The organism is Dokdonia genika (assembly GCF_042652845.1).
In the GTDB taxonomy this organism is placed as follows: Bacteria; Bacteroidota; Bacteroidia; order Flavobacteriales; family Flavobacteriaceae; genus Dokdonia; species Dokdonia donghaensis.
Genome location: NZ_JBHSHB010000014.1, coordinates 131,826 through 158,532, shown reverse-complemented (window position 1 = coordinate 158,532; position 26,707 = coordinate 131,826). Strand labels below are relative to the sequence as shown.

The following is a 26,707-nucleotide window of genomic DNA, read 5'->3' as shown; positions in this document are numbered from 1 at the left end:
ATAAAGAATTTTAACAAAAATAGCTGGTCACAACCTCTCAATACTGTATTTCACTTTTCTTTAACTATTAGTGAGCTATACAGTTACTTCAAGAATAGTAGCGCGGGCACTTATAAATTGTACAGTATCAACCTTAGCTGGAAGCACAACTGTCTGACCTTGCTTAAAATCATAGGCCTTATCATCATACATAAAAGAAGTACTTCCTGCCACACACATTAGTATGGTAAAAGAATCTTGATGACTATAATCTCTAAGTAATTCACCTTCTAAATCTAACACTGCTGTCGTAAAGTAATGATCTTCTATAACTGGAACAGAAGTGTTAAGCTCAGCCTTATAAGGAGTCTTGTAATATTCACACCCGTTATAATCTAGCACATCTGTAGCCTGCTCCGTATGTAGGTCTCGTTTCTTACCAGTCTTTACATCCACCCTATCATAATCATACACTCTGTATGTCACATCTGAGGTTTGCTGTATTTCGGCTAGCATAATACCAGCTCCTATTGCGTGTATTCGTCCTGCAGGGATATGAATAATATCACCTTTAGAAACATTTTCCTTGTGAAGTAAATCGATTATAGAACCCTCACTAACTGCCTTAGTGTAATCTTCTGGTTTTGTATCATTCTCAAAACCCACTATAATCTCTGCATCTGGCTCTGCATCCATAATATACCACATCTCATTTTTACCATAAGAGTTGTGACGCGCTTTTGCTATCGCATCTCCAGGATGTACTTGCACCGAAAGTGGCTTTTCTGTATCTAAAAACTTTATAAGTAATGGAAAATGGTTCCCAAATTTATCAATCACTGCTTCCCCTAGAAAGTCTGCACCATAACTAGCTATCAACTCATTGAGGGTTTTACCTGCAAGTGGTCCATTTGAGACAATAGTCTCACTGCCAGTAACACCAGAAACTTCCCAAGACTCACCTATATGATCTCCATCAAATTCTTTATGAAGAACTGTACGTAATTTTGTACCACCCCAAAGGCGATATTTAAAAAGCGGAGTGAAATATAAGGGGTATAAATTCATAATAGTATAAGACTGCAAATATACGTATAGCTTACTAAAGTCGCTCTCTGCGTTTATATCTTACCCGTGATCTGTATTTTTGTAAACGCTATGCTTATAATTACAGATGTCTTATTTTCTATTTCTGAACGCTTTAATGTGGGACCTATACAACTTCAAATTGAAAAGGGTACACACGCAGCTATTATAGGCGAGAGTGGTTGTGGCAAGACCACTCTATTACAAATGATTTACGGTCTTTATGATTTAGACCAAGGCTCTATAACTTTTGATAATAAAAAGGTCACTGGTCCCGAAGAAAATCTTATCCCAGGGATGCCATATATCAAATATCTTTCGCAAGATTTTGACCTAATGCCTTACACATCCGTCACAGAAAATATTCATAAATACTTAAGCAGACTAGAGCCAGAAACTAGCCAGGCCAGAACCGAAGAATTACTAGAAGTGGTAGAAATGACTCCCTTTGCTTCTGCTCACGTAAAAACACTTTCTGGCGGACAAAAACAGCGAGTAGCGCTGGCACAAACACTCGCCAAAGAACCAGAGCTCCTATTACTTGACGAGCCATTCTCCCACATTGATAACTTTAGAAAAAACAAGCTGCGCAGGCGTCTCTTTGCATACCTAAAAAAGCAAAACATCACCTGCCTAGTTGCTACACACGACAGCACAGACGTTTTATCATATATGGATAAGACTGTTGTTATGCGAGATGGAACTATAATCGCTCACGAGCAAACTCAAAAACTATATGACAACCCTCCTTCGTATTATGTAGGCTCCCTTTTTGGAGATCTTAATAAGCTACCTAAGCAATGTTTTTTTTCAGATGCACAAAAAGATGAGCAGCTACTGCGCTACCCACACCAGCTCACAATCTCTCCAGAGGGTATAAAGGTTGAGATTACCAGAAGTTATTATATGGGAACCCATTATTTGATAGAGGCTTTGTGTGACGGGCAATCTATACTTTTTAATTCTGAAAGCAACCTTGTTAAAGGAGACACTACATACATTAATCTCAAGTAACTAGTAAATTGTAGTGATCTTTATTACGCTTTCGCGAAAGCGTACTTCATCACCTTCTCGTTTACCCATTAGTAATTGACCTATAGGTGAGCCTATACCTATTGCATAAAAAGTGCGACCATCTACTTTTATAGCTCCTACAGGAATAGAAATAAAATAGGATGCCTGTGAGGTAACGACAACGCTACCCAAGTGCACTGGACCTTCTGAAAGATCAAGCTTTATTCTAAGAAAGATTTGTTCTAGTTTTTCTATAGCTGCCAGTTGCTTGCCGGCATTCTCACGTTCTAATTGCAACATCGCCCTGCCCGTCTCGTGTTTATCTCCAGCTGTACTCTTAGTCTCCTCTCTTAATGAAGTTGCTACATTATCTAGAATTTGCTGCACCACATCTCTGCGTTGCGCAAGATGCTCTTTACAAGATTTGAGAAGTTCTTCTTTTATTTCAGGATGGGTCATAGGTGATATTACGATCTGTAAAAATAGTCTATTATAAACCTACACTACGCAATAAGATTTGCTAAGTCTTCTCCCACAGTAGCGCCTATGGCAACGCCCATACCTCCTAGCCGAACCCCGCAATACGTGTGGTCTGATAATTTTTTAAGTAAAGGCTGTTTCTGGCTACCTACTCCCATAATGCCACTCCACCTATGTGCTATTTCAAACTCTGTATGTGGCAGTATAACTTCGTTAAGTAAGCGTTCTAGCTCTTGCTGTATGACTTCTGTTTGTGCGATTACAGTGGTTTCCTCTCCTGTAAAATCGAGGTTACGACCACCGCCTAAAAGTATCCTGCCATTTATATTTCTAAAATAGTAATATCCTCTATCAAGATGAAAGGTCCCTTTAAGATGCAAATCGGGTATTTTATTAGTTATCAAAACTTGTGCTCGTGCCGGTTTTACTTGATTAAGACCGAGCTTTTTTGCAAAGCCATTTGTAGCAATGAGGAGCTTTTTTGTTTTGAACTGTACAGAGCTAGTGACAACGGTTACTTCACTAGCATTTTCGGCATAAGAAATTATGTTTGTATTGTTCAAAATCAAGATTCCTTTAGACTGAGCGAGTTGCAAAAGTGATTGCATCATACGCCCAGTATCTATTTGCCCCTCACTATTATTAAAGATAACTTGGTCGTGGATTCCATCACATTGCAGGTCATTTGATTTTAAGCTATATACTTCCTTTTTAAAAATAGGGAACAGCAATTTATTTATAGTAGGTATGGCTTCAACACATTGCTTAAAGAGACTGTTGTCCTTCTTTAAAAATAGCTCGTAGCCTCCGTTTTCTTGATAGTCGATACTCTTATCAGTAAGCAACGCTCGCAGTTTTGTTAGGCCTTCTATTCTTTTTTTAATAAGCGCTACGACTTCATCTTCTGAGTGTGATTTTAGATCATCCAGTATTTCTGAAATACTACCAAAACAGGCAAAACCCGCATTTTTTGTACTTGCACCATTAGGAAGCATTCCTCTTTCTAACACGAGTATCTTTGCTTTTGGAAACCTTTCGCGTAAGCGTAAAGCACACGTAAGCCCTACAATACCGCTTCCTACTACGGTATAATCTACATTAGTAAACCACGTTTCTTGCTCCCAAAAACTAAACTCCATACATCTGTTTTTGTATAAAAATACATTTTATGTGTTAGTGACTCTAACTTCTCTCGTCTAAGGTGCTATGACAACCAAAGGTTTTATCATCTTTATTTTTGCCACCCAACTGCTTTTTATAGCAGAACCAAATAGTTACCATAAGGAGTATCATAACAATGGTACTATTAAGGCCGAGGGCTGGGTTATGGGTGAGCAAAAGATTAAGTACTGGAAATTTTACCACAGTAATGGCGAGCTTATGTCTCAAGGTCACTATGCAAACAACCTTAAAACCGACTATTGGTATTTTTACAATTCCCACGGAAAACTAGTGCGCGAGGGGCATTATGAGCAGGGAAAAGCGCAAAATTGGTGGATTTTTTACGATATTGCGCGGCAAGAAACACGCAAAACTCAATATGTTAATAATGAGCAAGAAGGTTTTTGCTTAGTCTATAAAAACAACAAACTCATCAAAGTAGAAAAATACGAAGCAAATCAATTAAAAGGTGAATGGACAAGTGTAAGAGCTTTTCGCCGTGATAATCCAGACATCTCTTTCTACTAGCATTATGGAGCCCCTTATAAAAGTTATTATACCAGCCTACAATGAACAAGATTCTATAGGACTTGTTCTGCAAGACATTCCCGCTATTGTTAACGAAGTAATTGTAGTAAGCAATGCCTCTACAGATAACACAGAGCAAGTTGCTCAAGAAAATGGAGCTACCGTTTTAAGAGAAGAGCAAATGGGTTATGGCTATGCTTGCCTTAAAGGGATGAATTATATTGCGAGCCATACTCCTAAGCCAGACATCGTTGTTTTTTTAGATGGTGATTATAGTGATTACCCAGAAGAGCTTACTAAGTTAATAGCACCTATTGTGCAAGACAACTGTGATATGGTGATTGGTGCTAGAGATAAACGCTTTCGCGAAAGCGGGTCTATGACAGGACCACAAATTTTTGGAAACTGGCTAGCCACAACGCTTATGAGTCTATTTTTTGGCGCACGTTTTACAGATCTTGGCCCATTTAGAGCAATGAAATATGATAGCCTCCTCGCCTTAGAGATGGAAGATAAAACATATGGCTGGACTGTAGAGATGCAACTTAAGGTCTTAAAAAAGAAAATGAAATATACCGAAGTGCCCGTAAACTACAGAAACCGCATAGGCGTTTCAAAAGTATCTGGTACTGTAAAGGGCGCAGTTATGGCAGGAGTAAAAATATTAGGGTGGATTTTTAAATACAGTTTTAAGTAATGATTTTAGAAATATCTATCATAGTTATCTACACGATATCGCTAGTTATCATATTTGCCTACAGTCTATCGCAACTCAACTTGCTTTTTAATTACCTAAGAGCGCAGCGCATTAAAGATGATGCTCCAAAGTTTAATTTTAAAGACCCGGCTCAAATCCCACTAGTTACTATACAGCTACCTGTATATAATGAACTCTATGTGATGGAGCGATTACTAGACAATATTGCGTTGCTAGACTACCCAAAGGAGAAGCTTGAGATACAGGTACTAGACGATAGTACAGATGAGTCTTTTGAGCGTACAAAAAATCATATAGAGAGACTTAAAAATCAAGGTTTAGATATAAAGCACGTTACTCGTGAAGACCGTTCTGGCTTTAAGGCTGGTGCTCTTAAGGAAGGGCTTAAGATTGCAAAGGGAGAGTATATTGCCATTTTTGATGCAGATTTTCTTCCCGAGCCCAACTGGTTGCAACGCACGGTACCTTACTTTAAAGATCGAAACATAGGTGTAGTACAGACTCGCTGGGGGCATATTAATAGAGAGTACTCACTACTTACTCGAGTACAAGCTTTTGCTCTAGATGCTCACTTTACATTAGAACAAGTAGGTCGCAACAGTAAAGGTCACTTTATAAACTTTAACGGTACCGCAGGGCTATGGCGTAAGCAGTGTATTGAAGATGCTGGCAACTGGGAAGGAGATACACTTACAGAAGACTTAGACCTAAGTTATAGAGCACAGCTTAAAAACTGGAAATTTAAGTATCTAGAGGATGTAAAAACTCCTGCAGAATTACCTGTGGTTATAAGTGCAGCACGCTCACAACAATTTAGATGGAATAAAGGTGGTGCAGAGAACTTCCAGAAGATGTCTAAAAAGGTGGTCACAAGCAAGAGCCTTTCTACAAAAACTAAGATGCACGGCATACTGCACTTACTTAACAGCACAATGTTTTTAAACGTGCTCATCGTAGCGATACTTAGCATCCCTATGTTATATATCAAGAACGAGTATGCTCACCTTAAGCCTTACTTTTACGTGATGTCTTTCTTTGTCATAAGTAGTGTGATATTCTTTATATGTTACTGGTTTATGTTTAAGAGTATTTACGGTGGCGGTTTTAAGCAATTTATACGTTATATAGGGATGTTCTTTACATTCTTTAGTATCGCAATGGGCTTCTCATTGCATAACTCTATAGCAGTAATAGAAGGGCACCTAGGGAAACGTAGTGACTTTATACGCACCCCAAAATTTAACATAAGCGAACTCAAGGAATCTTGGAAAGGGAACAAATACATCAAGAAAAACATCTCTATAAATGTGATTTTTGAAGGGCTATTAATGCTATACTTTGCCTTTGGGATGTACTCTGCCTTTGTGGTAGGAGACCAAGGAGGAGATTTTGGATTATTCCCTTTTCACCTAATGTTATTTATAGGTTTCGGGTTTGTATTCTTTAAGTCATTAACGAGCAAAGCGTGATAGCAACCCTGTGGAAATATCAAAAAACCTCATTGCTTCTTGCAGTTATTTCCCTTGTTGTTTACTACCTATTTGCACATCACTTACAAAGATCAGATTTTCCTCTTCTAGTAAGTCTTTACAGTATTTTATTTGCCTCTTTTTATCTAATCGTAAAGAGCAGTAAAAACGATTTTGGCCTCCTCTTTTTAATTGCCATTCTCGCTAGATTAATTTTTATAAATACCACGCCTAATCTCTCTCAAGACTTCTATAGATTTATTTGGGATGGTCGTATGCTCATACAAGGTTACAACCCGTATTTAAGCACTCCACAGAGTTATATTGATGCGGGCACAACAAACATTGTAGCACAAGCTCAAGAGCTGTATGCAGGTATGGGTACACTCAATGCTAGTCATTTTACGAACTACCCACCTGTTAACCAACTCATATTCTTAGTTGCAGCACTTTTCTCAAGTAAAAGTATCCTAGGAAGCGTTATCACATTTAGAATAGTAATTATACTAGCAGACATAGGCACAATCATCTACGGTAAAAAATTACTTACTAAGCTCGGTTTACCCATTTATAACATCTTCTGGTATGCCTTAAATCCTTTTATCATCATCGAGATGACGGGCAACTTGCACTTTGAGTCTGTGATGCTTTTTCTTGTTGTACTATCCCTTTACAAGTTATCGCAAGGCAAGTGGATTTTAAGTGCTGTGTTCTTAGCACTCTCCATATCAACTAAGCTGTTACCGCTGTTGTTTTTACCCCTATTTATGCAATACTTCTTAACCAGGGGTGGCGGTAAGACAACCCACTTTAGAAGTTCATATCCTTGGAAAGTCCGCTTTCGCGAAATAAAAACAAACATACCTAGACTCATTTACTTTTACCTCATCACCCTAGGAGTTATGGTACTCACATTTATACCATTTTTAAGCGGTGCTTTTGCTGAAAATTTTGGCACCACCATTGCCTTATGGTTTCAAAAATTTGAATTTAATGCAAGTATATATTACATCATAAGGTATATAGGCTATCAAGTTATAGGCTGGAATATTATAGGAGATGTAGGGCCCTTGTTACCCAAAATTGTAGTTGTACTTCTTGTAGTACTCGCTTTTATACGTAACAATCGAAGCTTGCAGGCTATGATAACAGCCATTCTCATAGGGATGTTTTTTTACTTCTTATTATCGACTACCGTACACCCTTGGTATGTAGCAACACCATTATTACTCTGTGTGTTTACTCGCTATCGCTTTCCTTTAGTCTGGAGCGCTACAATCATATTAAGCTACGCTGCCTATGGTGCAGATGGGTTTAATGAAAACCTATGGCTTGTCGCTATAGAGTATATCACTGTTATAGGATTTTTTGTTTGGGAAGTGTTTTGGAAGCCAAAACCCGCTACTCAACTAGATAAACACTAGCCACTTTTCTATCTGTATAATTGCGACTAGCTGGGTCTGCTGTATTAAGTTCTAAAGTAAACATAAACTTATGTTGCATATCTGGAAAGGTTTCAGATACGAGCCAATCGTCTTCAAAGAAAACAAGTGTATAAAAACTATCCTTACCTGAGATCACAAGCTCATCATCTTTACAAAGCCTTGGGATTTTTTTACCTGCAGCCCACACCATTTCTGGAGTGGCACCATTAAGTCCATACACAGGTAGTGCCGGTAAGTTCTCAAAGGCTTTAAAAGAAGTCTCAATTCGATTATCTAGTGAGCTACTCTTGACAGACTGGTGAGCATACTTCTTAAATTGAGATCGTTCATTAAAACCGACATTAACGAGTAATACAAGAGCAATAACAAGTGATAGTAAGCTCTTATAGAGCTCCTTTTTTACTAGAAAGTAAATGATACAAACCCCAGCTAAAACAACAAAAACACCGGGTAAGATATCTAATACAGAGAGGTAAGCCAATTGCCACCCCAGTGTAAGCAGCGCTAAACCTCCCAGTATAATTAAAGTGCCTATTAACCCAATATTGAAATAAACCGGCAAGGTCTCTCTTCTATCTGTAAGCTTACTAAAACTCCTTATCAGGTAATGTATATAAAAACCTATTGTAAATGCAAGCGGTATTAAAACAGGCATCAAGTAACGCGACTTTTTCTCTGGTATGATAGAGAGTAAAACGACAGCCAGTAAGGTCCACAATAAGGTAAATGTGTACTCTTTACGGTGTAACACACGCGTTTTTAAATAAGGATAAAGGAGACTTATAAAAGCAGGTATCGTCCAGAGACCACTTTGTACAAAAAAGCTCCAGTAGTAATAAAAAGGACGCACATTATAACTTGTCCAGTTACCTGTCTCCCTTTCGGCGATTCTTGCAAAGGTTACGGGATCTGCACTTCTTACATAAATATACCAAGAGAAACCTATCACGAGCCCCATACATATGGTTATTATAAAGGGCAACCACTTTTTACGACTCGTCTCTCTCCTATATTGTATTAGGTAAGCTATCACAAAAGGTAAAAACAGTGCATAGAGCGACACAGGCCCTTTGCTTAGTATAGATGCACCTATGCATAATGCTGCGACTACCCATTTCAAGATATTACTTTCTCCAGACGGACTTCTTAAATTACTAAAAAGACAATAAATCCCAGAGAGCATAAATGCGTGTGCATAAATATCCCAAGGAGCCTCAAAAATGATGAGCACCACATAAAGAGATGTAACACTTATCAATCCATTAAGTAAACTATGACGAGGAGAAAGAGTAAGCTTTCGCGAAAGCGTAATAACAACACTCCCTAATAATACAACCATAAGTACTGCAGGAAGTCGCATTGCCCAGACACTTTTTATACCAAACACATAGCCTGATAGTGCCGTAAGCCAGGTAGGTAATGGTGGCTTTTCATAACGGGGCTCTCCGTTCATTGTAGTGAGTAGCCAGTTATTATCTGTGAGCATCTCTCTTGCAGAGATAAAATTGCGCGCCTCCATTATGGTTACTTCTAGCGCATCTAGAAAAGGCAATAACATACCAAGCACCACAAAGGTGATGACTAATACAGGACGCTTTTCTAATTGCTCTATCACGCTGTTTTTGATGTATAATAAAGGTAAATATTACGTGCGTAAATGAAAGTACCTAGCGAGTAAGAGAGGACCATCACATAATCTACTCTGTATAAAAAGTATACGAGTGACAGCAGTCCTCCAGTAAAAGAAAATAGCCAAAAGCCTAAAGGTAGTGTCGCCTCTTTATTCTTTTCTGCATAAAACCATTGGTATACAAAGCGCAGGGTAAATAATACTTGTGCTACAATACCTAAAGTAAGTAGCCAGGTAGCCATCTCATCTTTTGAGAAGAGAGCGGCTAGATCAAACTTTCCATTATTCCAGCCATATGTGATAATGCCTATGGGTATGGCTATAATGAGAAACTGAGACCATTTAGGCAAGAGTTTCCACTGCTTTTGTATCTGTAGGTTTCTTATATAAATGATGTATCCCAGCACTTGCCCCAGCATAAGCGGGAAGTCTGTACGGAAGTAACCGTATATAAACAGTACAAAGGACCCCGAAAGACTAAGCCACCAGAAGGTTAAAGGTGTTACTACCTTCTTGCTTTTTTCTGAAAGTAACCACTGCGATAGCATTCTTCCTCCAAAGAGGATTTGGGCAAGCACAGCAAGTAACGACAGACTATCCACGGCTGGAGTTTCCTACTTTATAATTAATATACTTTTTCTTCATCCATAGATAAGCAAAGCAATCCATAAGTGGCCCTAGAAGGCGGTTCCAAACCCCAAATTTTGCCTCACCCGCCACTCGCGGAAAATGACGCACTGGCACTTGTTTTACTTTACCTTCTTGTAATAATATCATTGCAGGCAAGAAACGGTGTAATCCCTTAAACATAGGGATGCGCTGTGCATAATCTGTTTTGATAATTTTGAGCGGGCAACCTGTATCGTCCATCCCATCGTGGGTAAATGAACGACGTATCCCGTTTGCAATTTTTGAAGACATATTCTTAACAAAAGAGTCTTGCCTATCTGCACGTACACCGGTAACTAGGTCGTAAGGTCCTATCTCCTCTATAAGTATATTAAAATCATCTGGAGCAGTTTGTAAATCGCTATCTATATACCCAACTAACTCAGTATCTGCGTGATCAAAACCTGCTTTTATAGCGGCACTTAAGCCACAGTTTTCTGTAAAGGCGATGTACTCAAAATCTGTGCTACGTGCACAAATGTCTTTTATGATATCTAGACTCGTATCCTTAGAGCCATCATTTACAAAAAGCACTTTACTCTTTGCTTTTGCGGTTTTAAAATAGGCGTTAAATTCAGATTCTACTCGTAAGAGATTATCTTCTTCATTATACACAGGTACAACAATGGTGAGACGATACTCCATAACCTATTAACCGTTTTTAAGATTGATCACCTCTTGTTTTGTAAGGTGACGCCAGTGACCACGTGGTAAGTCTTTCTTAGTTAATCCTGCTATAGTAACACAATCTACACGCACCACCTCATAATTAAGATGTTCAAAAATAGTACGTATAATACTATTACCTGTATTTTTAATACGAAGTCCTACTTCTTTCTTAGGAGCTCCATCTACAAAGCTTATTTCCTCTACCATTATCGTCTTACCTCCTATTTTGAGGCCTTCTCTTATACGCTCTGCATCTGCAGCTTTAAGATTATTAGATAGCTCTATATGGTATAATTTATCTACTCCCTTTTTTGAGTTTGTAAATCGTTGTACAAGCTCATCATCGTTAGTAAAGAGCAGTAACCCCATTGCGTTGCGCCCTAGTCTACCTATAGGTTGTATACGTGATTTTGTAGATCCCGCTACGAGATCCATCACCGTATTTCCTTTATCATTACTTGTGGTGGTTGCAAACCCTTTAGGCTTATTAAGTAACACATATGCCTTTGCCTCTGGGTTAATACGACGCCCGTCAAAACGCACATCATCTTCAATTTTTACTTGGTAACCCATCTCATTAATCACCTTACCATTTACGGTAACTTGACCTATAGATATATACATATCTGCCTCTCTACGAGAACACACTCCAGAGTTTGCTATATATTTATTAAGACGCATCGTCCCATCATCTTTCTTACGTTGCGTTTGTTTTTTTGGTGCATCAAAGGCTTTATCTTTTGCCTTTGCGGTAGGTCTTCCTCCTTGTTTACGTACGGGTTGTGTACCACGAGAACCGCTTTTTTGCTTTCCTCCTGCGCCACTGCGTCCAGATGGTTTTCCTTTTCCTCGATTATCTGCTCCTCTGCTCATTACATTTTATTTAAGCTACAAAGGTAAGATTTAGTCTGTTGTGATTAGTAGTATGTGTGTAGAATGTTGTGATAACCGCTTTCGCGAAAGCAATATAAGCCCACCACACCGCCTCAACATCATAAGTCACTCATTTTAAAACAGCTGCTTCGGCACAGAACTTGATTCTGTATAGGTGTTCAACATTTTAAAACTTTATATTATGAGAAGACGTACTACTCCAGAAGTAAATGCGGGGTCTATGGCAGACATTGCATTCTTATTACTTATTTTTTTCTTAGTCACCACCACCATCGAAAAGGACAAAGGCATCGCCAGGCAGCTACCACCAGCACTCACAGATGCTACCGAAGCTCACGTAAAAGAAAAAAATCTATTACAAATTATGGTCAATCCTGAAAATGAAATTCTTGTAGAAGAAAAGCGAGTCCCTATTACAGATCTAAAAGAGGTGGTTATTGCATTTTTAGATAACGGCGGCATACCAATGGGTATGGAAGGTCATTGCGATTATTGTCTAGGTGAGCATAGCCTACTCTCTTCAGATAATCCTCAAAAGGCAGTAATATCCCTCTCCCCAGATAGACTTACAGACTATAACACCTATATACAGGTGCAAGCTCAACTCACTGCGGCTTATGAAGATTTGCGCCAGAGAGCATATAAGCGATTATACAAACAAGACTATTCATCTATTAACAAAGCGGTGCGGGAAGGCTCCTATGATGGCAATCTAGAGAAAGTAAAAATGCAACTTAAAAAAGTGCGTTCCCTTTACCCGATGCTCATCTCTGAAACTACTACAAAAAGAGAGTTAAGACTGTAAACTCATAAAAGAGGTGTAATCATAATCTGGATTACACCTCTTTTACATTAATCATTAAACTTAACTACCCGCTGGCGTTCTCTGTTTACTGTAAGCTGAGTTACATCTGGACGCGAGTAGTGACCTGATGGGTCAAAGTTTTGTCGCTCCTCATATACCTTATTAAAATCTAGGGTGTGATAAATATTACCTTCTGTTGTGATATCTGGTGGCAGTATAAACTCTCCATCTGGCCCGGCAATACAAGAACCTCCATTTGAAGAAACTTCTGGAGCACATTTTAAAACTTCTTGTAAATGAGGTGTCTCATTTGGAAAATCTGTTGCGATTGCCATTCTACTTGATACAGATATAACATAACTGCGCGACTCGCGAGCAATGAATCGTGTGATGTCTTTTGTATTATAATCACTGCCTGGCCATACGGCTATGTGCAAGTTTTCTCCTTGTGCATACATTGCAGCACGCGGTAGCGGCATCCAGTTCTCCCAGCAATTAAGTCCACCTACAGTAAATTGTTTAAGCGGGTGTACTCGTAAACCGTGACCATCACCTGGCGCCCAGGTAAGGCGCTCATCATAAGTAGGCTGTAACTTACGGTGTACAGATTGTATAACGCCTTCTTGATCTATATACACAAGAGAACAATATAGACTAGCTCCACCCCTATCCATTGGTTTTTCTATAATTCCAAGATATATTGCAATATTATAATTTTGAGCAAGATCACATATCTCTTGTAAATCTCCTCGTTCTATATCTACCGCATTTCTAGTATAGTGTGCGTGAAGCTCTTTTACCACCTTTGTGTCCCAAGCGGCTCCATCTGTAAGTGACAACCAGTATGGATAACCTGGCAAAAGCCCCTCACCAAAAATGATGAGCTCTGCATCATTTGAAGCCGCTTCTATTATAGCTGTTTTTATTTTCTCAATCGTGGCATCGCGATCTCCCCAGACTGGAGCGATTTGAGCAAGAGCAACTTTAAGGTGGTTAGGCTGTGACATATAGTGGTTATGATTTGTTTAAATAGGTTATCATCATTAAAAATACATAATAGTAGTCGGTGATAAGTGATTACGCTTTCGCGAAAGCGCACAAAAAGATTTCAAAATCGTTCACTATAATTAGGAATTTATCTTATTGTTAGGAATATTTCCATAATTTTGACATAAATCCCAAATTATGAATTTTGAACGTATTAAAGAAAAACTAAACATCCTTGCAGATGCTGCAAAGTATGATGTCTCTTGCTCCTCTAGTGGTAGTAAGCGTACAAATAAGAATAAAGGTTTGGGAGACTCAAGTGGTATGGGCATTTGTCACACGTACACAGAAGATGGTAGGTGTGTGTCTTTACTTAAAATTTTACTTACCAACCACTGCATCTTTGACTGTGCATACTGCGTCACTCGCAAGAGTCATGATATAAAGCGAGCTGCATTTAAAGTTCAAGAGGTGGTAGATCTTACCATTAACTTTTACCGCCGTAATTATATAGAAGGATTGTTTTTGAGCAGTGGCATTTTTAAAAATGCAGACTATACAATGGAGCGACTTGTTGCTGTGGCAAAAAAGTTGCGCGAGGAAGAAAACTTTAATGGGTACATACATCTCAAATCTATACCAGGAGCTAGTGACGAGCTTATGCGAGAGGCAGGCCTGTATGCAGATAGATTATCTGTAAACATAGAGATCCCATCAGAAAAGGGATTAAAACTACTTGCACCAGATAAGAAACGGGAAGATTTTATAAAACCTATGCAAAAAGTGAAAAATGAAATCATACAGTACAAGAGCGAGAAGAAACTCATAAAAAGCACACCTATTTATGCTCCGGCAGGCCAGAGCACACAAATGATAATAGGTGCAAGCGGCGAGACAGATGCAGAGATTATGTATACCAGTGCATACTTTTATAAACAGTTTAAAATGAAACGCGTGTACTACTCTGGCTACATACCTATAAGCTATGACGAGCGTCTACCATCTATAGGCACAGAAGTACCTATGATGCGAGAAAACAGATTATACCAGACAGACTGGCTGTTGCGTTTTTACGGGTTTGATATACGTGAGTTACTTAATAAGGAGCACCCTAATCTTGAGACAGACATAGACCCAAAGCTAAGCTGGGCACTACGCAATCTAGAGCACTTTCCCGTAGATATTAATAAAGCAGACCGGAGAATGCTCGCACGCATACCAGGTATAGGGATGCGATCTGTGCATAAAATTATACAAGCACGCCGCTATAGAAAACTAAACTGGGAGCACCTTAAAGCGATAGGCATCTCTATGAACAGAGCGCAATATTTTCTCATATGTGACTCTGCAACTTTTGAGACCAAAGACCGTACTGCCGCACAATTAAAGAGCTTGATTATGGGAACATCTGGCAGCAAGTGGCGTGGTGCATATAGCAACCAGCTCAACCTTTTTGGCTCAAATGCTCCTTTAACCACTTCTTGATATGGGAATGATAGATCAATACATATATGATGGCACCTTTGAAGGTTTTCTTTCGGCGGTGTTTGAGGTATATGAGCGCAAACCTTTGGTGGTAAAAATAGTAAGCGAGCGCATCGCTACCGAAAATTTCTTTGATGAAGAGCACACTGTTTACACAGATCAAGTAAAAGCAGACCGCGTATGGAAAGGCATACAAACCAAAATAGGCAAAAAAGCAGGCGACTGGATTTATCGAGCTTTCCTCAGTGAAAAACCAGATCGTGAGCGTGTGCTTCTACGCATTATAAAAAAAGGTTTTTTAGGACATCGGGTTACAGAAGATTATGCAGATGTAGATGTTTTGAGACTGAGCAATCTTGTAAAAATGGTGGGTAGAGAAAAACACAGGATGGATGCCTTCGTACGGTTTAAACTCACAAAAGACAATGTTTACTTTGCAGAGATAGAACCAGATTTTGACACGCTACCACTTAATGCGATTCACTTTAAAAATAGATATGCAGACCAGAAGTGGCTCATTTATGACAGGTGCAGACATTATGGGGTGTACTACGACCTGCATAAAATCTCATACGTAAAGCTAGAGATTTCAAAAGATATAAATACGAGTGAGGCAGCGCCTTTTTATTTCACCCACGACGAGATGCACTATCAGGATCTCTGGAAAAACTATTTTAAGAGCACAAATATTCCTTCAAGAAAGAATATGAGACTGCATTTACAACACGTACCTAGAAGATACTGGAAGTATCTTAGTGAAAAGCAGCCATAGCGATGGTTGCAATACTTAGTTCGCTTTCGCGAAAGCGTAACTACTACTAGTTAATTCCGCGTTTATCAATAAAGAAGCTTTTCATTATTTGCTCACACTCGTGCGCGAGAATACCACGCTCCACTTTAGTTTTAGGATGCAAAGTTGTGCCCATTTTCTCATAACCACGACGTTCATCACTTGCTCCATACACAATACGCCCTATCTGGCTCCAGTACAACGCTCCAGCACACATCTGGCAGGGCTCCAGCGTCACATACAAGGTGCACTGCTGTAAATATTTACCTCCTATATAATTTGAGGCACTGGTAATAGCCTGCATCTCCGCGTGCGCAGTTACATCTGTGAGACGCTCTGTAAGATTATGGGCTCTCGCTATAATCATATTATCAATCACAACAACAGCTCCCACGGGTATCTCACCTTGATCAAAAGCGGCTTGAGCCTCTTGTAGTGCTTTTTTCATAAAGTAGGTATCGTCGTATGGTTCTAGCATCTGTTCTGTTTTATAGGATATAAAAATACAGATTCAAGACGTACCTTTGTGCGATGCAAAAAAGTATTCTAGATACCATTTTAAGTCCAGCGGACTTGCGCGCTTTAACTCCGGAGCAATTACCAGTACTTGCCCAAGAGTTACGTAGGTTTATCATAGATATTATTGCTACCAAAGAAGGGCACCTAGGTGCAAGCTTAGGAGTTGTAGAACTTACCATAGCACTACACTATATATTTAACACACCTAGTGATAACCTGATTTGGGACGTAGGTCATCAAGCTTACGGGCATAAAATCCTTACAGGCCGTAAAGACATCTTTCATACTAATAGACAAAAAGGTGGTATAAGTGGTTTTCCTAATAGAGCTGAGAGTATTTATGACACCTTTGGTACAGGGCACAGTAGTACCTCAATAAGTGCTGCACTGGGTATGGCGATGGCTGCTGGTCTCAAAGGAGCGCACAACCGTCATCACATAGCGGTAATAGGCGATGCATCTATAGCCAGTGGTATGGCTTTTGAAGGGCTTAATCACGCTGGAGTTACAGACGCAAATTTGCTAGTAATACTTAATGATAACGCTATAGGTATAGATCCTAGCGTAGGTGCTCTCAAGAGGTATCTTACTAACGTAAAAAAAGGTACCGCTCGAGAAGAAAATATTTTTGAGGCGCTTAATTTTAGTTACTTTGGGCCTGTAGATGGGCACGATTTAAATGCCTTAACTGAGGTTTTACAGGAATTAAAGAAAACTAAGGGTCCTAAATTTTTACACGTAATTACTACAAAAGGTAAAGGTCTCGCTCTAGCAGAGCGTGAGCAAATCACCTATCACGCCCCAGGCAAGTTTGATGCTACAACAGGCATTAGAGTGGCAAAAGATAGCACTCCACAGCCTCCTAAATATCAAGACGTTTTTGGCCATACCATTGTTGAGCTCGCTACTTTAAATAAAAAAATTATAGGTATCACACCAGCAATGCCTACCGGCAGCTCTCTCAAGTATATGATTGAAGCTTTTCCAGATAGAGCTTTTGATGTGGGTCTTGCTGAGCAACACGCAGTAACACTTTCGGCAGGACTGGCAACTGAGGGTATGGTTGTTTTTTGTAATATATACTCAACGTTCTTACAACGTGCTTATGACCAAGTGATACACGATGTAGCGCTTCAAAACCTACCTGTTATCTTTTGTTTAGACAGAGCTGGGCTTGTGGGGCAAGATGGTGGCACACATCAAGGAGTTTATGATCTAGCGTATCTTAACTGTATTCCTAATCTTATTATTTATGCGCCTAGCGATGAGATTGCTTTGCGTAATATAATGTACACTGCCCAGCAGGGCCTCGACCATCCTATTGTGATACGTTACCCTAGGGGGAGAGGTGTTCATATAAACTGGCAATTACCATTTAAAGAAATCACTATTGGTAAAGGTTACAACATTATCAAAGGAAAGAAGACAGCAGTTGTAACTTTAGGTAGCATTATCAAAAATGTACTGACTGCTGTAAACGAGGTAAATGCAAGTTGTAGTGTGTATGATATGGGGTTTTTAAAACCGCTAGACACGGCTCTACTAGACACTATTTTTACTACTTATGACCATATCATTACTGTAGAAGATGGTTCTAAAATAGGCGGTCTGGGTAGTAGTGTGGGTGATTACGCTTTCGCGAAAGCGTACAAAGGCTCCCTTACCATCTTAGGCATACCTGACAGGTTTATAGAACACGCTACGGTAGAGCAGCAATATGCAGAAGCTGGTATTTCTGTGGCTTCACTTTCTTTACTTCTTAAAAACTTAGCATAAAAAAATCGGCAGGCTTGTGACCTACCGATTTTAAATAATTTAGACTTAAAGCTACTACTCAATAATAAGTTTTGTAGTCTCTGTCCCTAGGTCTGTCTGTACTTGTAGTAAATATATACCTGTTGCCAGACCTTCTGCCTGTAATCTTACTGTATCTTGAAGAACAACATCTTTTGAGTATACTGTACGACCATTAATATCTACAATCTTCACCGTTCCTGCTCCTTGAGGAGTTGCTACTGCAATGTTTATCTCTCCATTAGTAGGGTTAGGGAAAATACTAAATACACCTTCTCCTACCTCTGCAACAGAAAGTGGACCATTACAAGGGTTTAAGTTATCTGGTGGTAAATCTGTAGCAGATGTACCATCTTCTCTTTCTCTCCAGTCACCTTGATCTGCAGACCATCCTAAACCTCTATTTGCAAAAGAATTCCAGATGATACAACCCACGGCTGCTTTTTCATCCTCATCTGCTAGGTAAGGACTCATCTCTACGGCTGCTAGTATGGCATCACGACCATCTACAAATCCTGGGTTACAAGGTTGTAACTTAAGACCATCTATTACTAATTGTAATGCGATGTTATTACCTCCAGTACCGTTGTAAATATCTGCATCAAAACCATATTCTTCTATAAGGTTCCAAGTCATATCCCAGATCATAGTCGTCCAAACATAACCTACTGGATGAGGTGCTGTAGTACTTTCAAAAACAGCAACGCTATCATAAGTTGAGTTATTTACTGCAAAGTCTGTACTATATGGAGTAGGTCGTATTCCACCACCATCTGTATCTTGTCCTATTGCAAAGGTCCCTATACCACGAACATCTGCCCCAGTATCTCCTTCTTCCATTGTAAGCATTAGCCCAAAATAATCTGACCATCCTTCACTCATCACCTCTGTAGCCTTACCAGCAACACAACCATTTGCGTCAAACTGAACGCAGGTACGCATACAGTTAGAATTATTTCTTCCCCCTGTAAGTCTGTTAGACACACCGTGCCCATACTCGTGTGCGATTATACCATTATCAAGGTCACCATCTACTTGGTATGGCCCTGCAAATAAAATAGAAGCGTTTATAGTTTCACCAGCAATTAATGCGGCTATGACAGCCTCACCGTCTTCTAATGACACCATCAGGTTAGGTATCGTTACCTGATCTCCTACGGCTCCAGGAGCCATTGCGATAGGTGCATCTGCGACATTATTGACTACAATAACGGCTACAGCACCAGCATTTTCGGCAGCAAGAACTTTTACCCCGAATTCACAAGCTCCTCTTCTTAATACAGCAATTTTACCTGCTAGGTCTGCCTCATTTGTAATAACATCACAGGCATCTAACTCATCTGTAGACTCTCCTCCAGAGTTATCATCTATGGCAAGAGCAAGGTCTGCGACAAGAGCCTCCTCTTCTGGAATAGGCGCTCCAAACTGTGAAGGAACTCCCACATAACCTCCAGCTAGAGGACCTTCGTCAATAGTAACTAGATCACCAGGAGGGCCTGATGCAGAAAATAAGAACATTTGCATTCTTGGATTAATTCCGTCTGGAGGCGTTGCAAAGTTTGCGTTATTTAATCCAGAACCATCTTGTGCATCTGCAACTACAAAGTCGTCACCATCTGCCATACCCGTATAGTTGGTTTGTTGAAAATTTCCATTTTCTTCATCAAAACCATATTGATATAATATATCGTGTACGATGTTATTCCAATAAAACAAGTTAGTTGTCGCTGCATCTAACATATTTACAGGATTTGTATCAAAGTTGTAAGGAAAGTCAAAATTAAGTGCATCACCCCCGTCTGGTGACGCTCCTATGGTTTCTTCATTATCTCCTGCGGTATCATCAAGTGCATATACATTATTACCTCTTGTAATTGTAAACTCTGCACCCTCTACCCCGTCTGTATCGTGCCACCCGAAAGGTGATGCAACAGGGTCTTGAGGTTCTACTACTAAAGCAGCGTCTCCGTGGTTAGGACTTTCTAAAGGAAGTGGATATACAAAATACTGTTCTCCAGCTAAGGCTCCATTTGTTTGATTTGTCTTAAAAAGTGTAAAGTTGTTTTCTTCTTTTACTTTTCGACTTGTAACAGCTTTGTGGTTATGCGTTCCAAAAGAACAAGACACCACCCAGTCATTCTGGTCAAGAATCTCTCCGCTACTTGCATCTATGCGTACACTCCACCAGTGTTTACCATCTAGGGTATGGATGTTAAGATCCCAAGCTAGCACAAGTGCATCACCTACCGGTACATACACAAGCTCTACAGGTACATCTTCTAGAGAAACATTACCGGTGTTAAGTAAGAACTCCTTGGTAGTAACTGTTTCAATTATTGAGAAAGTCCCCGTACCTAATCCTAATCTCGTTGCTGCAGATGCTGCTGCTTGTAAAGGATTAAGTTGTGGAACCGCTGCATTAACACGTGAAGCTACGTTTGCCTCTAGTGTATTTGTCATATAAACGAGCTCTTGACCATTAAAAGCACCGTTTACAGCAGCATTAAAAATAGAAATATCATTGTATTTCTGTCCAGCATACACGTGCGTGATGCCTGTTTTTTGCGTTCTAGACTGACTGTATACATACAAGTCGTCTACATCTGAGGTTGTAATTCCAGACTCAGATCTTTGATTGATTAATTGTTCTTGCAATAGAGTTACATAATCTTGAGCCTGCAAACCAGCAGCACCAAACAAGAAAAGAATAGCAAGAAATTTTGAGTAGTGTTTGAACATATATTTAGGATTTTAATAAGCTCGGTAAAGTTATGTCAACAAATGTGTTAATACAAATGCAAAATAATGATTAACAGTCTTGTTTAACTGGAAATATTCATTCCCTTAAGCTGTTCAAAAATTTTCAACGACTTGCTATCTGTCATAACAGATACCTGATTGCATATTTCCAACAATTCTTGATAAAGGGAATTATCTTCTCCAGTACGTGTTTTAAATAATTGTATCACCAGCTTATCGTAGTGTGTCGGCTTTTCTGTAATAGCCTTACAACGCGCTGTTAATAATGTATTTAAAATTTCATATCCAGCAATCTCTTTTGAGATCACCTCGTCACTCTGGTAAATATTTGAGACACTTATTTTAAGTACGTCGTTAATTTGTGCTTCATAACTAGATTTATCTAATAAGCCTTTTGCAAAAGTACCATTGAGTATAGCCTCTTCATTATCCATAAATATAGAAACGGCTTCATCTATTAAAGTTCCTATAGCGAGCGCACGCAAGTAACCTACTCGTGCAGACTTCTCGGTAAGAGAAGCATATTTAGACCTATTAATATGAGGAACTAGTTTAATAAGATACTCTAATGCATACTCTTCTGGTATAAGTCCAAGGTTAATACCATCCTCAAAATCTATAATTGTATAACAGATATCATCTGCTGCCTCTACTAGAAATGTAAGTGGGTGTCTTGCATAACTTATATCTTCTCCTGTACGAGTCTGGATAAGCCCCAGCTCCTCTGCAACTTCTTTAAAAGCTTCCTTATCTTCTTGAAAGAAACCGTATTTCTTATCGGCTATATGATTCGTAGGTTTGTGAGGGAGTGACTCTTTTGGATATTTCATAAAAGTACCCAGAGTCGCATAAGAGAGTCTCAAGCCACCATCTGCACCAGGTCTTGACTCGGTGAGAATTTTAAATCCGTTTGCATTACCTTCAAAGCTACAAAGGTCTTCATACTCCTTTTCAGTAAGCTCAGACTTAAATCGTTTACCATCTCCATTTTTAAAAAAATCACCTATAGATTTCTCTCCAGAATGACCAAAGGGAGGATTACCTATATCGTGAGCAAGTGCAGCCGCAGCGACTATAGCTCCAAAATCATTCATCTTATAACCGTGTACTTCTGCCAGATGCGGGTATTTTTCTAAAATACGCTTCCCTACTTGCCTTCCTAAAGATCTTCCCACAACAGCAACCTCTAGACTGTGTGTGAGTCGTGTATGAACAAAATCTGTTTTAGATAAAGGGATTACTTGTGTCTTGTCTTGTAGACTCCTAAAAGCCGATGAAAATATAATACGGTCATAGTCTACCTCAAAACCCAACCTCGTTTCATCTTGCTCTGCTCGTAATCTTTTATTTGTATCTCCCTGTCTTTTGAGTGAAAGTAGGCGTTCCCATTGCATCATAGTTATCTATTTCTTTAAGGTAGACAAGATAGTGGGTTTTACGCTTTCGCGAAAGCGTAATCTACATCTCCTCACAAATGTTAAGCAAAACAAACCCTCTTAACATTTAACTAACATAAATATTACCTGTTAATAAAGGAAGCGTAACACACCCATAACCCACCCGCTAGAAAATGTGATGATATTTGCAGCGAACAAAACAAGATTCAAAACTAACTCGATTAACAATGAAAAAATTCTTTTTAAGCGTAGCATTCGCAAGTGCACTACTAGTAAGTTGTGGAGATGATGACCAACCAATAGTTATTACAGAACAGCCTACTGAAACACCAGGAGAGACAGTTAACGGAACCCTTACAGGTGAAATCAATGAGGATCTTACACTTACAGCAGATACAATCTGGGAACTAGATGGACGTGTTACAGTAACTGCTGGTAATACACTTACTATAGAGCCGGGAACAATCATAAAGGCCTTTGCAGGTCAAGAGGCAAACGCATCTGTACTTGTAATTGCAAGAGGAGCAAAAATAGAAGCAAACGGTACAGCAACTGCACCTATCATTATGACATCTGCTGCAGATGGAATTGCAGTAGGACAGACAGTAGGAACTCTTGATGAAAACACTCGTGGTTTATGGGGAGGGCTTATCGTACTAGGAAGAGCACCTATCTCTGAAGATGGTGATATAGAAGCAACACAAATTGAAGGTATCCCTGCAGATGATACAAACGGACTTTACGGAGGTACAGATGCTGCAGATGATTCTGGAACGATATCTTATGTTTCTATCCGTCACGGAGGAACTTTAATAGGAGAAGGAAACGAAATTAACGGTCTTACACTAGGCGGTGTAGGTACAGGTACAACTGTAGATCACGTAGAGGTTGTAGGAAACGTAGATGACGGAGTAGAATTCTTTGGAGGAACAGTAAACGCTTCTAACCTATTAGTATGGGCACAAGGAGATGACGGTCTTGATATCGACCAAGCATACTCTGGAACTATCACAAACTCTGTAGTAGTAGCTGGAAACATTTCTGACCACGCACTTGAAATAGACGGACCAGAAGGATCTTTAAACGGTGCTTTTGTAATAGATGGTCTTACTATCATAGGTAGCGCTGATGCTTCAAATGGTGAGTATGCAGATTACCGTGATGGTGCTCAAGGAGCAACAAACAACGTATATGCTACAGGATTCCAAGATGGTAAAGATGTAGAGCTTGACAACAATGGAGTTGCTCAAAACTACATAGACGGTTTAGTAAGCTTCTCAAACTGGGTAGTAAACGGACCAGCAGAGGCTAACAGCATCTTTGTAGAAAAAACTGGAGACGGTGAGTCTACAATAATCACTCCTTCATTTACAGATCAAGCTGCAGACTGGGCAACAACAGGAACATCTGGCGGTGCAGACCTTACAGTATTTGGATGGACATTTGCAGCAGCAAGTACATCTGGTGTGATTGACTAATTAATATAATATCACGATACACCAAAATTATCAATTGAGATTTGCCCGCTAGCTATAGCGGGCAATCTTATGAATTATAACACCTATGAAAACTTTAATTTATTCATTCTTTCTTTTAGTAACTGCCATAAGCTTACAAGCTCAAACTGGTACCATTGCAGGTACTGTAAATGACGGTCAACTTAATGACATTTTACCTTTTGCAAACATCCTCGTTCAAGGAACTACTAAAGGAACCACCTCAGACTTTGATGGTAAATACACGCTGGATGTCGAGCCAGGAACGTATGTAATCGAATTCTCGTTTGTGGGATACACTACACAACAAATTTCTGAAGTTGTGGTAAAAGAAGGAAAAACCACTGTACTAGACGTAACACTTTCTGGAGCGTCACTAGACGAGGTTGTCATCACAACTACTGCACGTAAAAACACAGAACAATCTGTTTTGAATCTACAGAGAAAATCTGTGCAGTTACTAGATGGTCTTTCATTAGAAAGCATCAAGAAAAGTGGAGCAAGTAACGTAGCCTCTGCGGTACGTAATGTACCAGGAGTATCTGTTCAAGGAGGTAAATATGTTTATGTACGTGGTCTTGGAGATCGCTACACAAAAACAATACTTAATGGTGTAGATGTACCAGGTCTAGATCCAGACCGTAATACACTACAACTAGATATCTTTCCATCATCACTACTTGAAAACATTATCGTAGTAAAATCATCTACTGCAGATCAACCTGCAGATTTTACAGGTGGAGTTGTAGATATTGTAACGAAAGACATCCCTAACGGAAAGCAGTCTAGCGCATCTATTGGGCTAGGTTACAATCCAGACTTTCACTTTAACAGTAATTATATTACTAACGAATCTAGTGGTACTGACTTTTTAGGTTTTGATGACGGTTTACGTAGTAACCCTTTTAATGAGAACCAAGAATTCAACTTCCCTACGACTACGCCAAATACGGCAGAGTTTCTTGCTGGAAGACTTAACCCCACCCTGGCAGCAGCACGTGAAAATAGTGGTGCAGATATGAGCCTGTCGTTTACCACAGGTAACTCTTATGATGTAGGTGACAACAAACTCGGTTTCCTTGCTTCTGTTTCTTACAAAAACGAAACTACTTATTATGATGATTATGTAGATGGACAACGTTTTAGAAAAGATACAGATCCTAGTATTTTTGAGTTAAATACTGATAGAACGCAACAAGGTGAAAGAGGAGAAAATAATGTACTTATAAGTGCACTAGGAGGCCTATCTTACAAGACAGACCGCTCTAAGTATCGCTTTAATGTACTACACATACAAAATGGTGAGTCTGGAGCATCTCTCTTGACACAAACTAACCGTATAGACAACAGTAACACGATTAAAAAAGACGTTCTTATTTACACAGAGCGTGGTCTTACTAACCTCTTTTTTAGTGGTAAACACACTAATGAAGATGCAAGCTGGACAACAGAGTGGAAATTATCTCCTACCTTTTCAAATGTAGATGACAAAGATTTCAGAACTACTCCTTTCTTAATTAATGAAGATTCTGGAGATTTTATTATAAGTCCATCTGAGTCTGGTGATGCTTCACGTTTTTTTAGGGAGCTAGATGAAATAAATGTAGCAAGTAAACTAGACTTAACACGCAAGCACCAACTTTTTGAAAAAGATGCTAAGCTTAAATTTGGAGGAGCATTTACATACAAACAACGTGATTTTACTACAGTACGTTTTTCTACACCATTTAGAAACTTCGACTCTACAATATTAAACGGAGATCCAAATGCTATTTTAGGTCAATATGCTTATAGCGCAACAGACGACTCTGGATTTTTTGTAAGACAAGATTCAAACGAAAATGATTCTTTCGATTCAAATATTAATATCGCTGCACTTTATGCATCAGAAGAGTTTAGACCTTATAGCTGGTTTACAGCAATTGTAGGTTTACGCGCTGAGAAATTTGATCTTATTTATACAGGTCAAGACCAGAATGGAAACATTTTTGACGAAGAAAAAATCTTAGACAAATTTGATCTTTTCCCTTCAGCAAACTTAATATTTGATATGAATGAAGAAGGTGCTCAAAAACTGAGAGCTTCTTTTGCTAGAACAACAGCGAGACCATCTTTTAAAGAAGCTTCGCTTGCACAAATTTTCAACCCGATTGAAAATGAATTATTTATTGGTAACATAAACTTACAGCCTACCTACATTAATAACTTCGACCTTCGTTATGAGATTTATGGAGAAGAAGAAAAGAAGTTTGGACTAGGTGATTTCTTAGCACTTTCTGGATTTTACAAAAAGTTCAAAGACCCTATAGAACTTACATTCTTTGCAGAGGCTACAGGCCAAGTAACACCAAGAAACTTAGGAGATGCCGAAGTGTATGGAGTAGAGCTTGAGTTACGTAAAAGTCTTGACATTATAGGACTTGACAACTTCTCTCTTAACTTAAATACATCTATCATTGAGTCTAACGAGACATATAATGAAGATGAACTTATCTTAAGACAAGCTTTATTAAAAGATGGAGAAGACTTAGGAGACGGGCGTGTATTACAAGGGCAATCACCTTTCTTACTTAACGCAGGTATTGCTTATGAGTCTAAAGAAAGTGGCTGGAAATCTGGTCTCTTTTACAACGTACAAGGTAAAACACTAGAGATTGTTGCCGCTGGAGAAATTGCAGATGTGTATACACTTCCATTTAACGATCTTAAGTTTAACCTTTCAAAATCATTTGGAGAAGATCAAAATCAAACAATCACCTTCAAAGCAGGTAACTTACTTAATGATGACCGTGAGAGTGTTTTCCAATCGTTTGGAGCACAAGACCAGTTATACTCTAAGTGGAGCCCTGGACAAGATTTTAGCTTAAGCTACAGCTTTAAGTTTTAATCAACAATTATTTGAATTAGCCACAAAAAAAGGTCTCCATAACGG

At 39.2% G+C, this 26,707-nt stretch carries 22 protein-coding genes; 11 read left to right on the top strand and 11 right to left on the bottom strand.

The window, feature by feature from the left end:
- Positions 1–75: 75 nt before the first annotated feature.
- On the bottom strand, positions 76–1,047 hold the full coding sequence (locus ACFO5T_RS09115) for a type I phosphomannose isomerase catalytic subunit (protein WP_380033764.1): 972 nt from the start codon (positions 1,045–1,047) through the stop codon (positions 76–78).
- A 90-nt stretch (positions 1,048–1,137) separates the two neighbouring features.
- Here ACFO5T_RS09115 and ACFO5T_RS09110 point away from each other — a divergent pair, with 90 nt between their 5' ends.
- Entirely contained in the window at positions 1,138–2,079 is a 942-nt protein-coding gene (locus tag ACFO5T_RS09110; protein ID WP_380033762.1) for an ABC transporter ATP-binding protein, read from the top strand.
- Here ACFO5T_RS09110 and ACFO5T_RS09105 read toward each other — a convergent pair whose 3' ends face one another.
- Together ACFO5T_RS09105 and ACFO5T_RS09100 are read right to left on the bottom strand one after the other, a co-directional pair.
- Positions 2,080–2,538 carry a 3-oxoacyl-ACP synthase gene (locus tag ACFO5T_RS09105; protein ID WP_380033760.1) on the bottom strand — a complete coding sequence of 153 codons (459 nt, stop codon included), beginning with the start codon at positions 2,536–2,538 and terminating at the stop codon, positions 2,080–2,082.
- Between the two features lie 44 nt (positions 2,539–2,582).
- On the bottom strand, positions 2,583–3,698 hold the full coding sequence (locus ACFO5T_RS09100) for an NAD(P)/FAD-dependent oxidoreductase (RefSeq protein ID WP_380033758.1): 1,116 nt from the start codon (positions 3,696–3,698) through the stop codon (positions 2,583–2,585).
- A 67-nt stretch (positions 3,699–3,765) separates the two neighbouring features.
- Between ACFO5T_RS09100 and ACFO5T_RS09095 the strand changes: the two genes are divergently transcribed.
- From ACFO5T_RS09095 to ACFO5T_RS09080, 4 genes are read left to right on the top strand one after another with little or no spacing between them, the layout of a single operon-like run.
- Positions 3,766–4,248: a toxin-antitoxin system YwqK family antitoxin gene (locus ACFO5T_RS09095; protein WP_380033756.1), complete on the top strand. Its 483-nt coding sequence runs from the start codon at positions 3,766–3,768 to the stop codon at positions 4,246–4,248.
- Between the two features lie 4 nt (positions 4,249–4,252).
- Positions 4,253–4,945 carry a glycosyltransferase family 2 protein gene (locus ACFO5T_RS09090; RefSeq protein WP_380033754.1) on the top strand — a complete coding sequence of 231 codons (693 nt, stop codon included), beginning with the start codon at positions 4,253–4,255 and terminating at the stop codon, positions 4,943–4,945.
- Complete coding sequence (locus ACFO5T_RS09085) at positions 4,945–6,435, top strand: cellulose synthase family protein (RefSeq protein WP_380033752.1); 1,491 nt, start codon at positions 4,945–4,947, stop codon at positions 6,433–6,435. The genes ACFO5T_RS09090 and ACFO5T_RS09085 overlap by 1 nt, the downstream gene beginning before the upstream one ends.
- Positions 6,432–7,859, top strand: coding sequence for an MptA/MptB family glycosyltransferase (locus ACFO5T_RS09080; protein ID WP_380033750.1), 1,428 nt, complete (start codon positions 6,432–6,434; stop codon positions 7,857–7,859). Before ACFO5T_RS09085 ends, ACFO5T_RS09080 begins: the two co-directional genes overlap by 4 nt.
- On the opposite strand, the gene ACFO5T_RS09075 is transcribed toward ACFO5T_RS09080, so the two are convergent.
- The 4 genes from ACFO5T_RS09075 to ACFO5T_RS09060 are packed head-to-tail and all read right to left on the bottom strand — an operon-like array spanning position 7,837 to position 11,721.
- Positions 7,837–9,495 (bottom strand): ArnT family glycosyltransferase, encoded by a 1,659-nt coding sequence (locus ACFO5T_RS09075; protein WP_380033748.1) that lies wholly within the window; start codon positions 9,493–9,495, stop codon positions 7,837–7,839. The two genes, ACFO5T_RS09080 and ACFO5T_RS09075, sit on opposite strands and share 23 nt — an antisense overlap.
- Positions 9,492–10,112 carry a lipid-A-disaccharide synthase N-terminal domain-containing protein gene (locus ACFO5T_RS09070; protein ID WP_380033746.1) on the bottom strand — a complete coding sequence of 207 codons (621 nt, stop codon included), beginning with the start codon at positions 10,110–10,112 and terminating at the stop codon, positions 9,492–9,494. Before ACFO5T_RS09070 ends, ACFO5T_RS09075 begins: the two co-directional genes overlap by 4 nt.
- On the bottom strand, positions 10,105–10,824 hold the full coding sequence (locus ACFO5T_RS09065; protein WP_380033744.1) for a glycosyltransferase: 720 nt from the start codon (positions 10,822–10,824) through the stop codon (positions 10,105–10,107). Before ACFO5T_RS09065 ends, ACFO5T_RS09070 begins: the two co-directional genes overlap by 8 nt.
- Before the next feature lie 6 nt (positions 10,825–10,830).
- A complete protein-coding gene (locus tag ACFO5T_RS09060; protein ID WP_038599021.1) occupies positions 10,831–11,721 on the bottom strand; it encodes a pseudouridine synthase in 891 nt (296 codons plus the stop codon).
- Positions 11,722–11,923: 202 nt separating this feature from the next.
- On the opposite strand from ACFO5T_RS09060, the gene ACFO5T_RS09055 reads away from it, so the two are divergent.
- Entirely contained in the window at positions 11,924–12,547 is a 624-nt protein-coding gene (locus tag ACFO5T_RS09055) for an ExbD/TolR family protein (protein ID WP_380033741.1), read from the top strand.
- 47 nt (positions 12,548–12,594) lie between these two features.
- Here ACFO5T_RS09055 and ACFO5T_RS09050 read toward each other — a convergent pair whose 3' ends face one another.
- Positions 12,595–13,554: a carbon-nitrogen hydrolase family protein gene (locus tag ACFO5T_RS09050; protein WP_380033739.1), complete on the bottom strand. Its 960-nt coding sequence runs from the start codon at positions 13,552–13,554 to the stop codon at positions 12,595–12,597.
- Between the two features lie 178 nt (positions 13,555–13,732).
- On the opposite strand from ACFO5T_RS09050, the gene ACFO5T_RS09045 reads away from it, so the two are divergent.
- The gene (locus ACFO5T_RS09045; RefSeq protein ID WP_380033737.1) at positions 13,733–15,019 is read left to right on the top strand and encodes a putative DNA modification/repair radical SAM protein; all 1,287 of its coding nucleotides are present in this window, start codon (positions 13,733–13,735) and stop codon (positions 15,017–15,019) included.
- A 1-nt stretch (position 15,020) separates the two neighbouring features.
- Positions 15,021–15,791 carry a TIGR03915 family putative DNA repair protein gene (locus ACFO5T_RS09040; protein WP_375252787.1) on the top strand — a complete coding sequence of 257 codons (771 nt, stop codon included), beginning with the start codon at positions 15,021–15,023 and terminating at the stop codon, positions 15,789–15,791.
- A gap of 46 nt (positions 15,792–15,837) precedes the next feature.
- Here the strand turns inward: ACFO5T_RS09040 and ACFO5T_RS09035 are convergent, their stop codons facing one another.
- Positions 15,838–16,287 carry a nucleoside deaminase gene (locus ACFO5T_RS09035; RefSeq protein ID WP_380033735.1) on the bottom strand — a complete coding sequence of 150 codons (450 nt, stop codon included), beginning with the start codon at positions 16,285–16,287 and terminating at the stop codon, positions 15,838–15,840.
- Between the two features lie 53 nt (positions 16,288–16,340).
- On the opposite strand from ACFO5T_RS09035, the gene ACFO5T_RS09030 reads away from it, so the two are divergent.
- Positions 16,341–18,104, top strand: a complete 1,764-nt coding sequence (locus ACFO5T_RS09030; protein WP_380033733.1) for a 1-deoxy-D-xylulose-5-phosphate synthase — start codon at positions 16,341–16,343, stop codon at positions 18,102–18,104.
- Positions 18,105–18,158: 54 nt separating this feature from the next.
- Here the strand turns inward: ACFO5T_RS09030 and ACFO5T_RS09025 are convergent, their stop codons facing one another.
- Together ACFO5T_RS09025 and dgt are read right to left on the bottom strand one after the other, a co-directional pair.
- A complete protein-coding gene (locus tag ACFO5T_RS09025) occupies positions 18,159–20,861 on the bottom strand; it encodes a T9SS-dependent M36 family metallopeptidase (protein ID WP_380033731.1) in 2,703 nt (900 codons plus the stop codon).
- 83 nt (positions 20,862–20,944) lie between these two features.
- Positions 20,945–22,276, bottom strand: a complete 1,332-nt coding sequence (dgt, locus tag ACFO5T_RS09020) for a dGTP triphosphohydrolase (protein ID WP_380033933.1) — start codon at positions 22,274–22,276, stop codon at positions 20,945–20,947.
- Between the two features lie 230 nt (positions 22,277–22,506).
- Between dgt and ACFO5T_RS09015 the strand changes: the two genes are divergently transcribed.
- Together ACFO5T_RS09015 and ACFO5T_RS09010 are read left to right on the top strand one after the other, a co-directional pair.
- Positions 22,507–23,757, top strand: a complete 1,251-nt coding sequence (locus tag ACFO5T_RS09015) for a hypothetical protein (RefSeq protein ID WP_380033729.1) — start codon at positions 22,507–22,509, stop codon at positions 23,755–23,757.
- 85 nt (positions 23,758–23,842) lie between these two features.
- Positions 23,843–26,662 (top strand): TonB-dependent receptor, encoded by a 2,820-nt coding sequence (locus ACFO5T_RS09010; protein WP_380033727.1) that lies wholly within the window; start codon positions 23,843–23,845, stop codon positions 26,660–26,662.
- Positions 26,663–26,707 lie beyond the last annotated feature (45 nt).

Coding starts and splice junctions, on each gene's coding strand:
- ACFO5T_RS09065 (WP_380033744.1), bottom strand. CDS start 10,824: ATGGAGTATCGTCTCACCATTGTTGTACCTGTGTATAATGAAGAAGAT.
- ACFO5T_RS09035 (WP_380033735.1), bottom strand. CDS start 16,287: ATGCTAGAACCATACGACGATACCTACTTTATGAAAAAAGCACTACAA.
- ACFO5T_RS09110 (WP_380033762.1), top strand. CDS start 1,138: ATGCTTATAATTACAGATGTCTTATTTTCTATTTCTGAACGCTTTAAT.
- ACFO5T_RS09105 (WP_380033760.1), bottom strand. CDS start 2,538: ATGACCCATCCTGAAATAAAAGAAGAACTTCTCAAATCTTGTAAAGAG.
- ACFO5T_RS09090 (WP_380033754.1), top strand. CDS start 4,253: ATGGAGCCCCTTATAAAAGTTATTATACCAGCCTACAATGAACAAGAT.
- ACFO5T_RS09100 (WP_380033758.1), bottom strand. CDS start 3,698: ATGGAGTTTAGTTTTTGGGAGCAAGAAACGTGGTTTACTAATGTAGAT.
- ACFO5T_RS09030 (WP_380033733.1), top strand. CDS start 16,341: ATGCAAAAAAGTATTCTAGATACCATTTTAAGTCCAGCGGACTTGCGC.
- ACFO5T_RS09085 (WP_380033752.1), top strand. CDS start 4,945: ATGATTTTAGAAATATCTATCATAGTTATCTACACGATATCGCTAGTT.
- ACFO5T_RS09115 (WP_380033764.1), bottom strand. CDS start 1,047: ATGAATTTATACCCCTTATATTTCACTCCGCTTTTTAAATATCGCCTT.
- ACFO5T_RS09040 (WP_375252787.1), top strand. CDS start 15,021: ATGGGAATGATAGATCAATACATATATGATGGCACCTTTGAAGGTTTT.
- dgt (WP_380033933.1), bottom strand. CDS start 22,276: ATGCAATGGGAACGCCTACTTTCACTCAAAAGACAGGGAGATACAAAT.
- ACFO5T_RS09095 (WP_380033756.1), top strand. CDS start 3,766: ATGACAACCAAAGGTTTTATCATCTTTATTTTTGCCACCCAACTGCTT.
- ACFO5T_RS09055 (WP_380033741.1), top strand. CDS start 11,924: ATGAGAAGACGTACTACTCCAGAAGTAAATGCGGGGTCTATGGCAGAC.
- ACFO5T_RS09050 (WP_380033739.1), bottom strand. CDS start 13,554: ATGTCACAGCCTAACCACCTTAAAGTTGCTCTTGCTCAAATCGCTCCA.
- ACFO5T_RS09010 (WP_380033727.1), top strand. CDS start 23,843: ATGAAAACTTTAATTTATTCATTCTTTCTTTTAGTAACTGCCATAAGC.
- ACFO5T_RS09025 (WP_380033731.1), bottom strand. CDS start 20,861: ATGTTCAAACACTACTCAAAATTTCTTGCTATTCTTTTCTTGTTTGGT.
- ACFO5T_RS09045 (WP_380033737.1), top strand. CDS start 13,733: ATGAATTTTGAACGTATTAAAGAAAAACTAAACATCCTTGCAGATGCT.
- ACFO5T_RS09015 (WP_380033729.1), top strand. CDS start 22,507: ATGAAAAAATTCTTTTTAAGCGTAGCATTCGCAAGTGCACTACTAGTA.
- ACFO5T_RS09060 (WP_038599021.1), bottom strand. CDS start 11,721: ATGAGCAGAGGAGCAGATAATCGAGGAAAAGGAAAACCATCTGGACGC.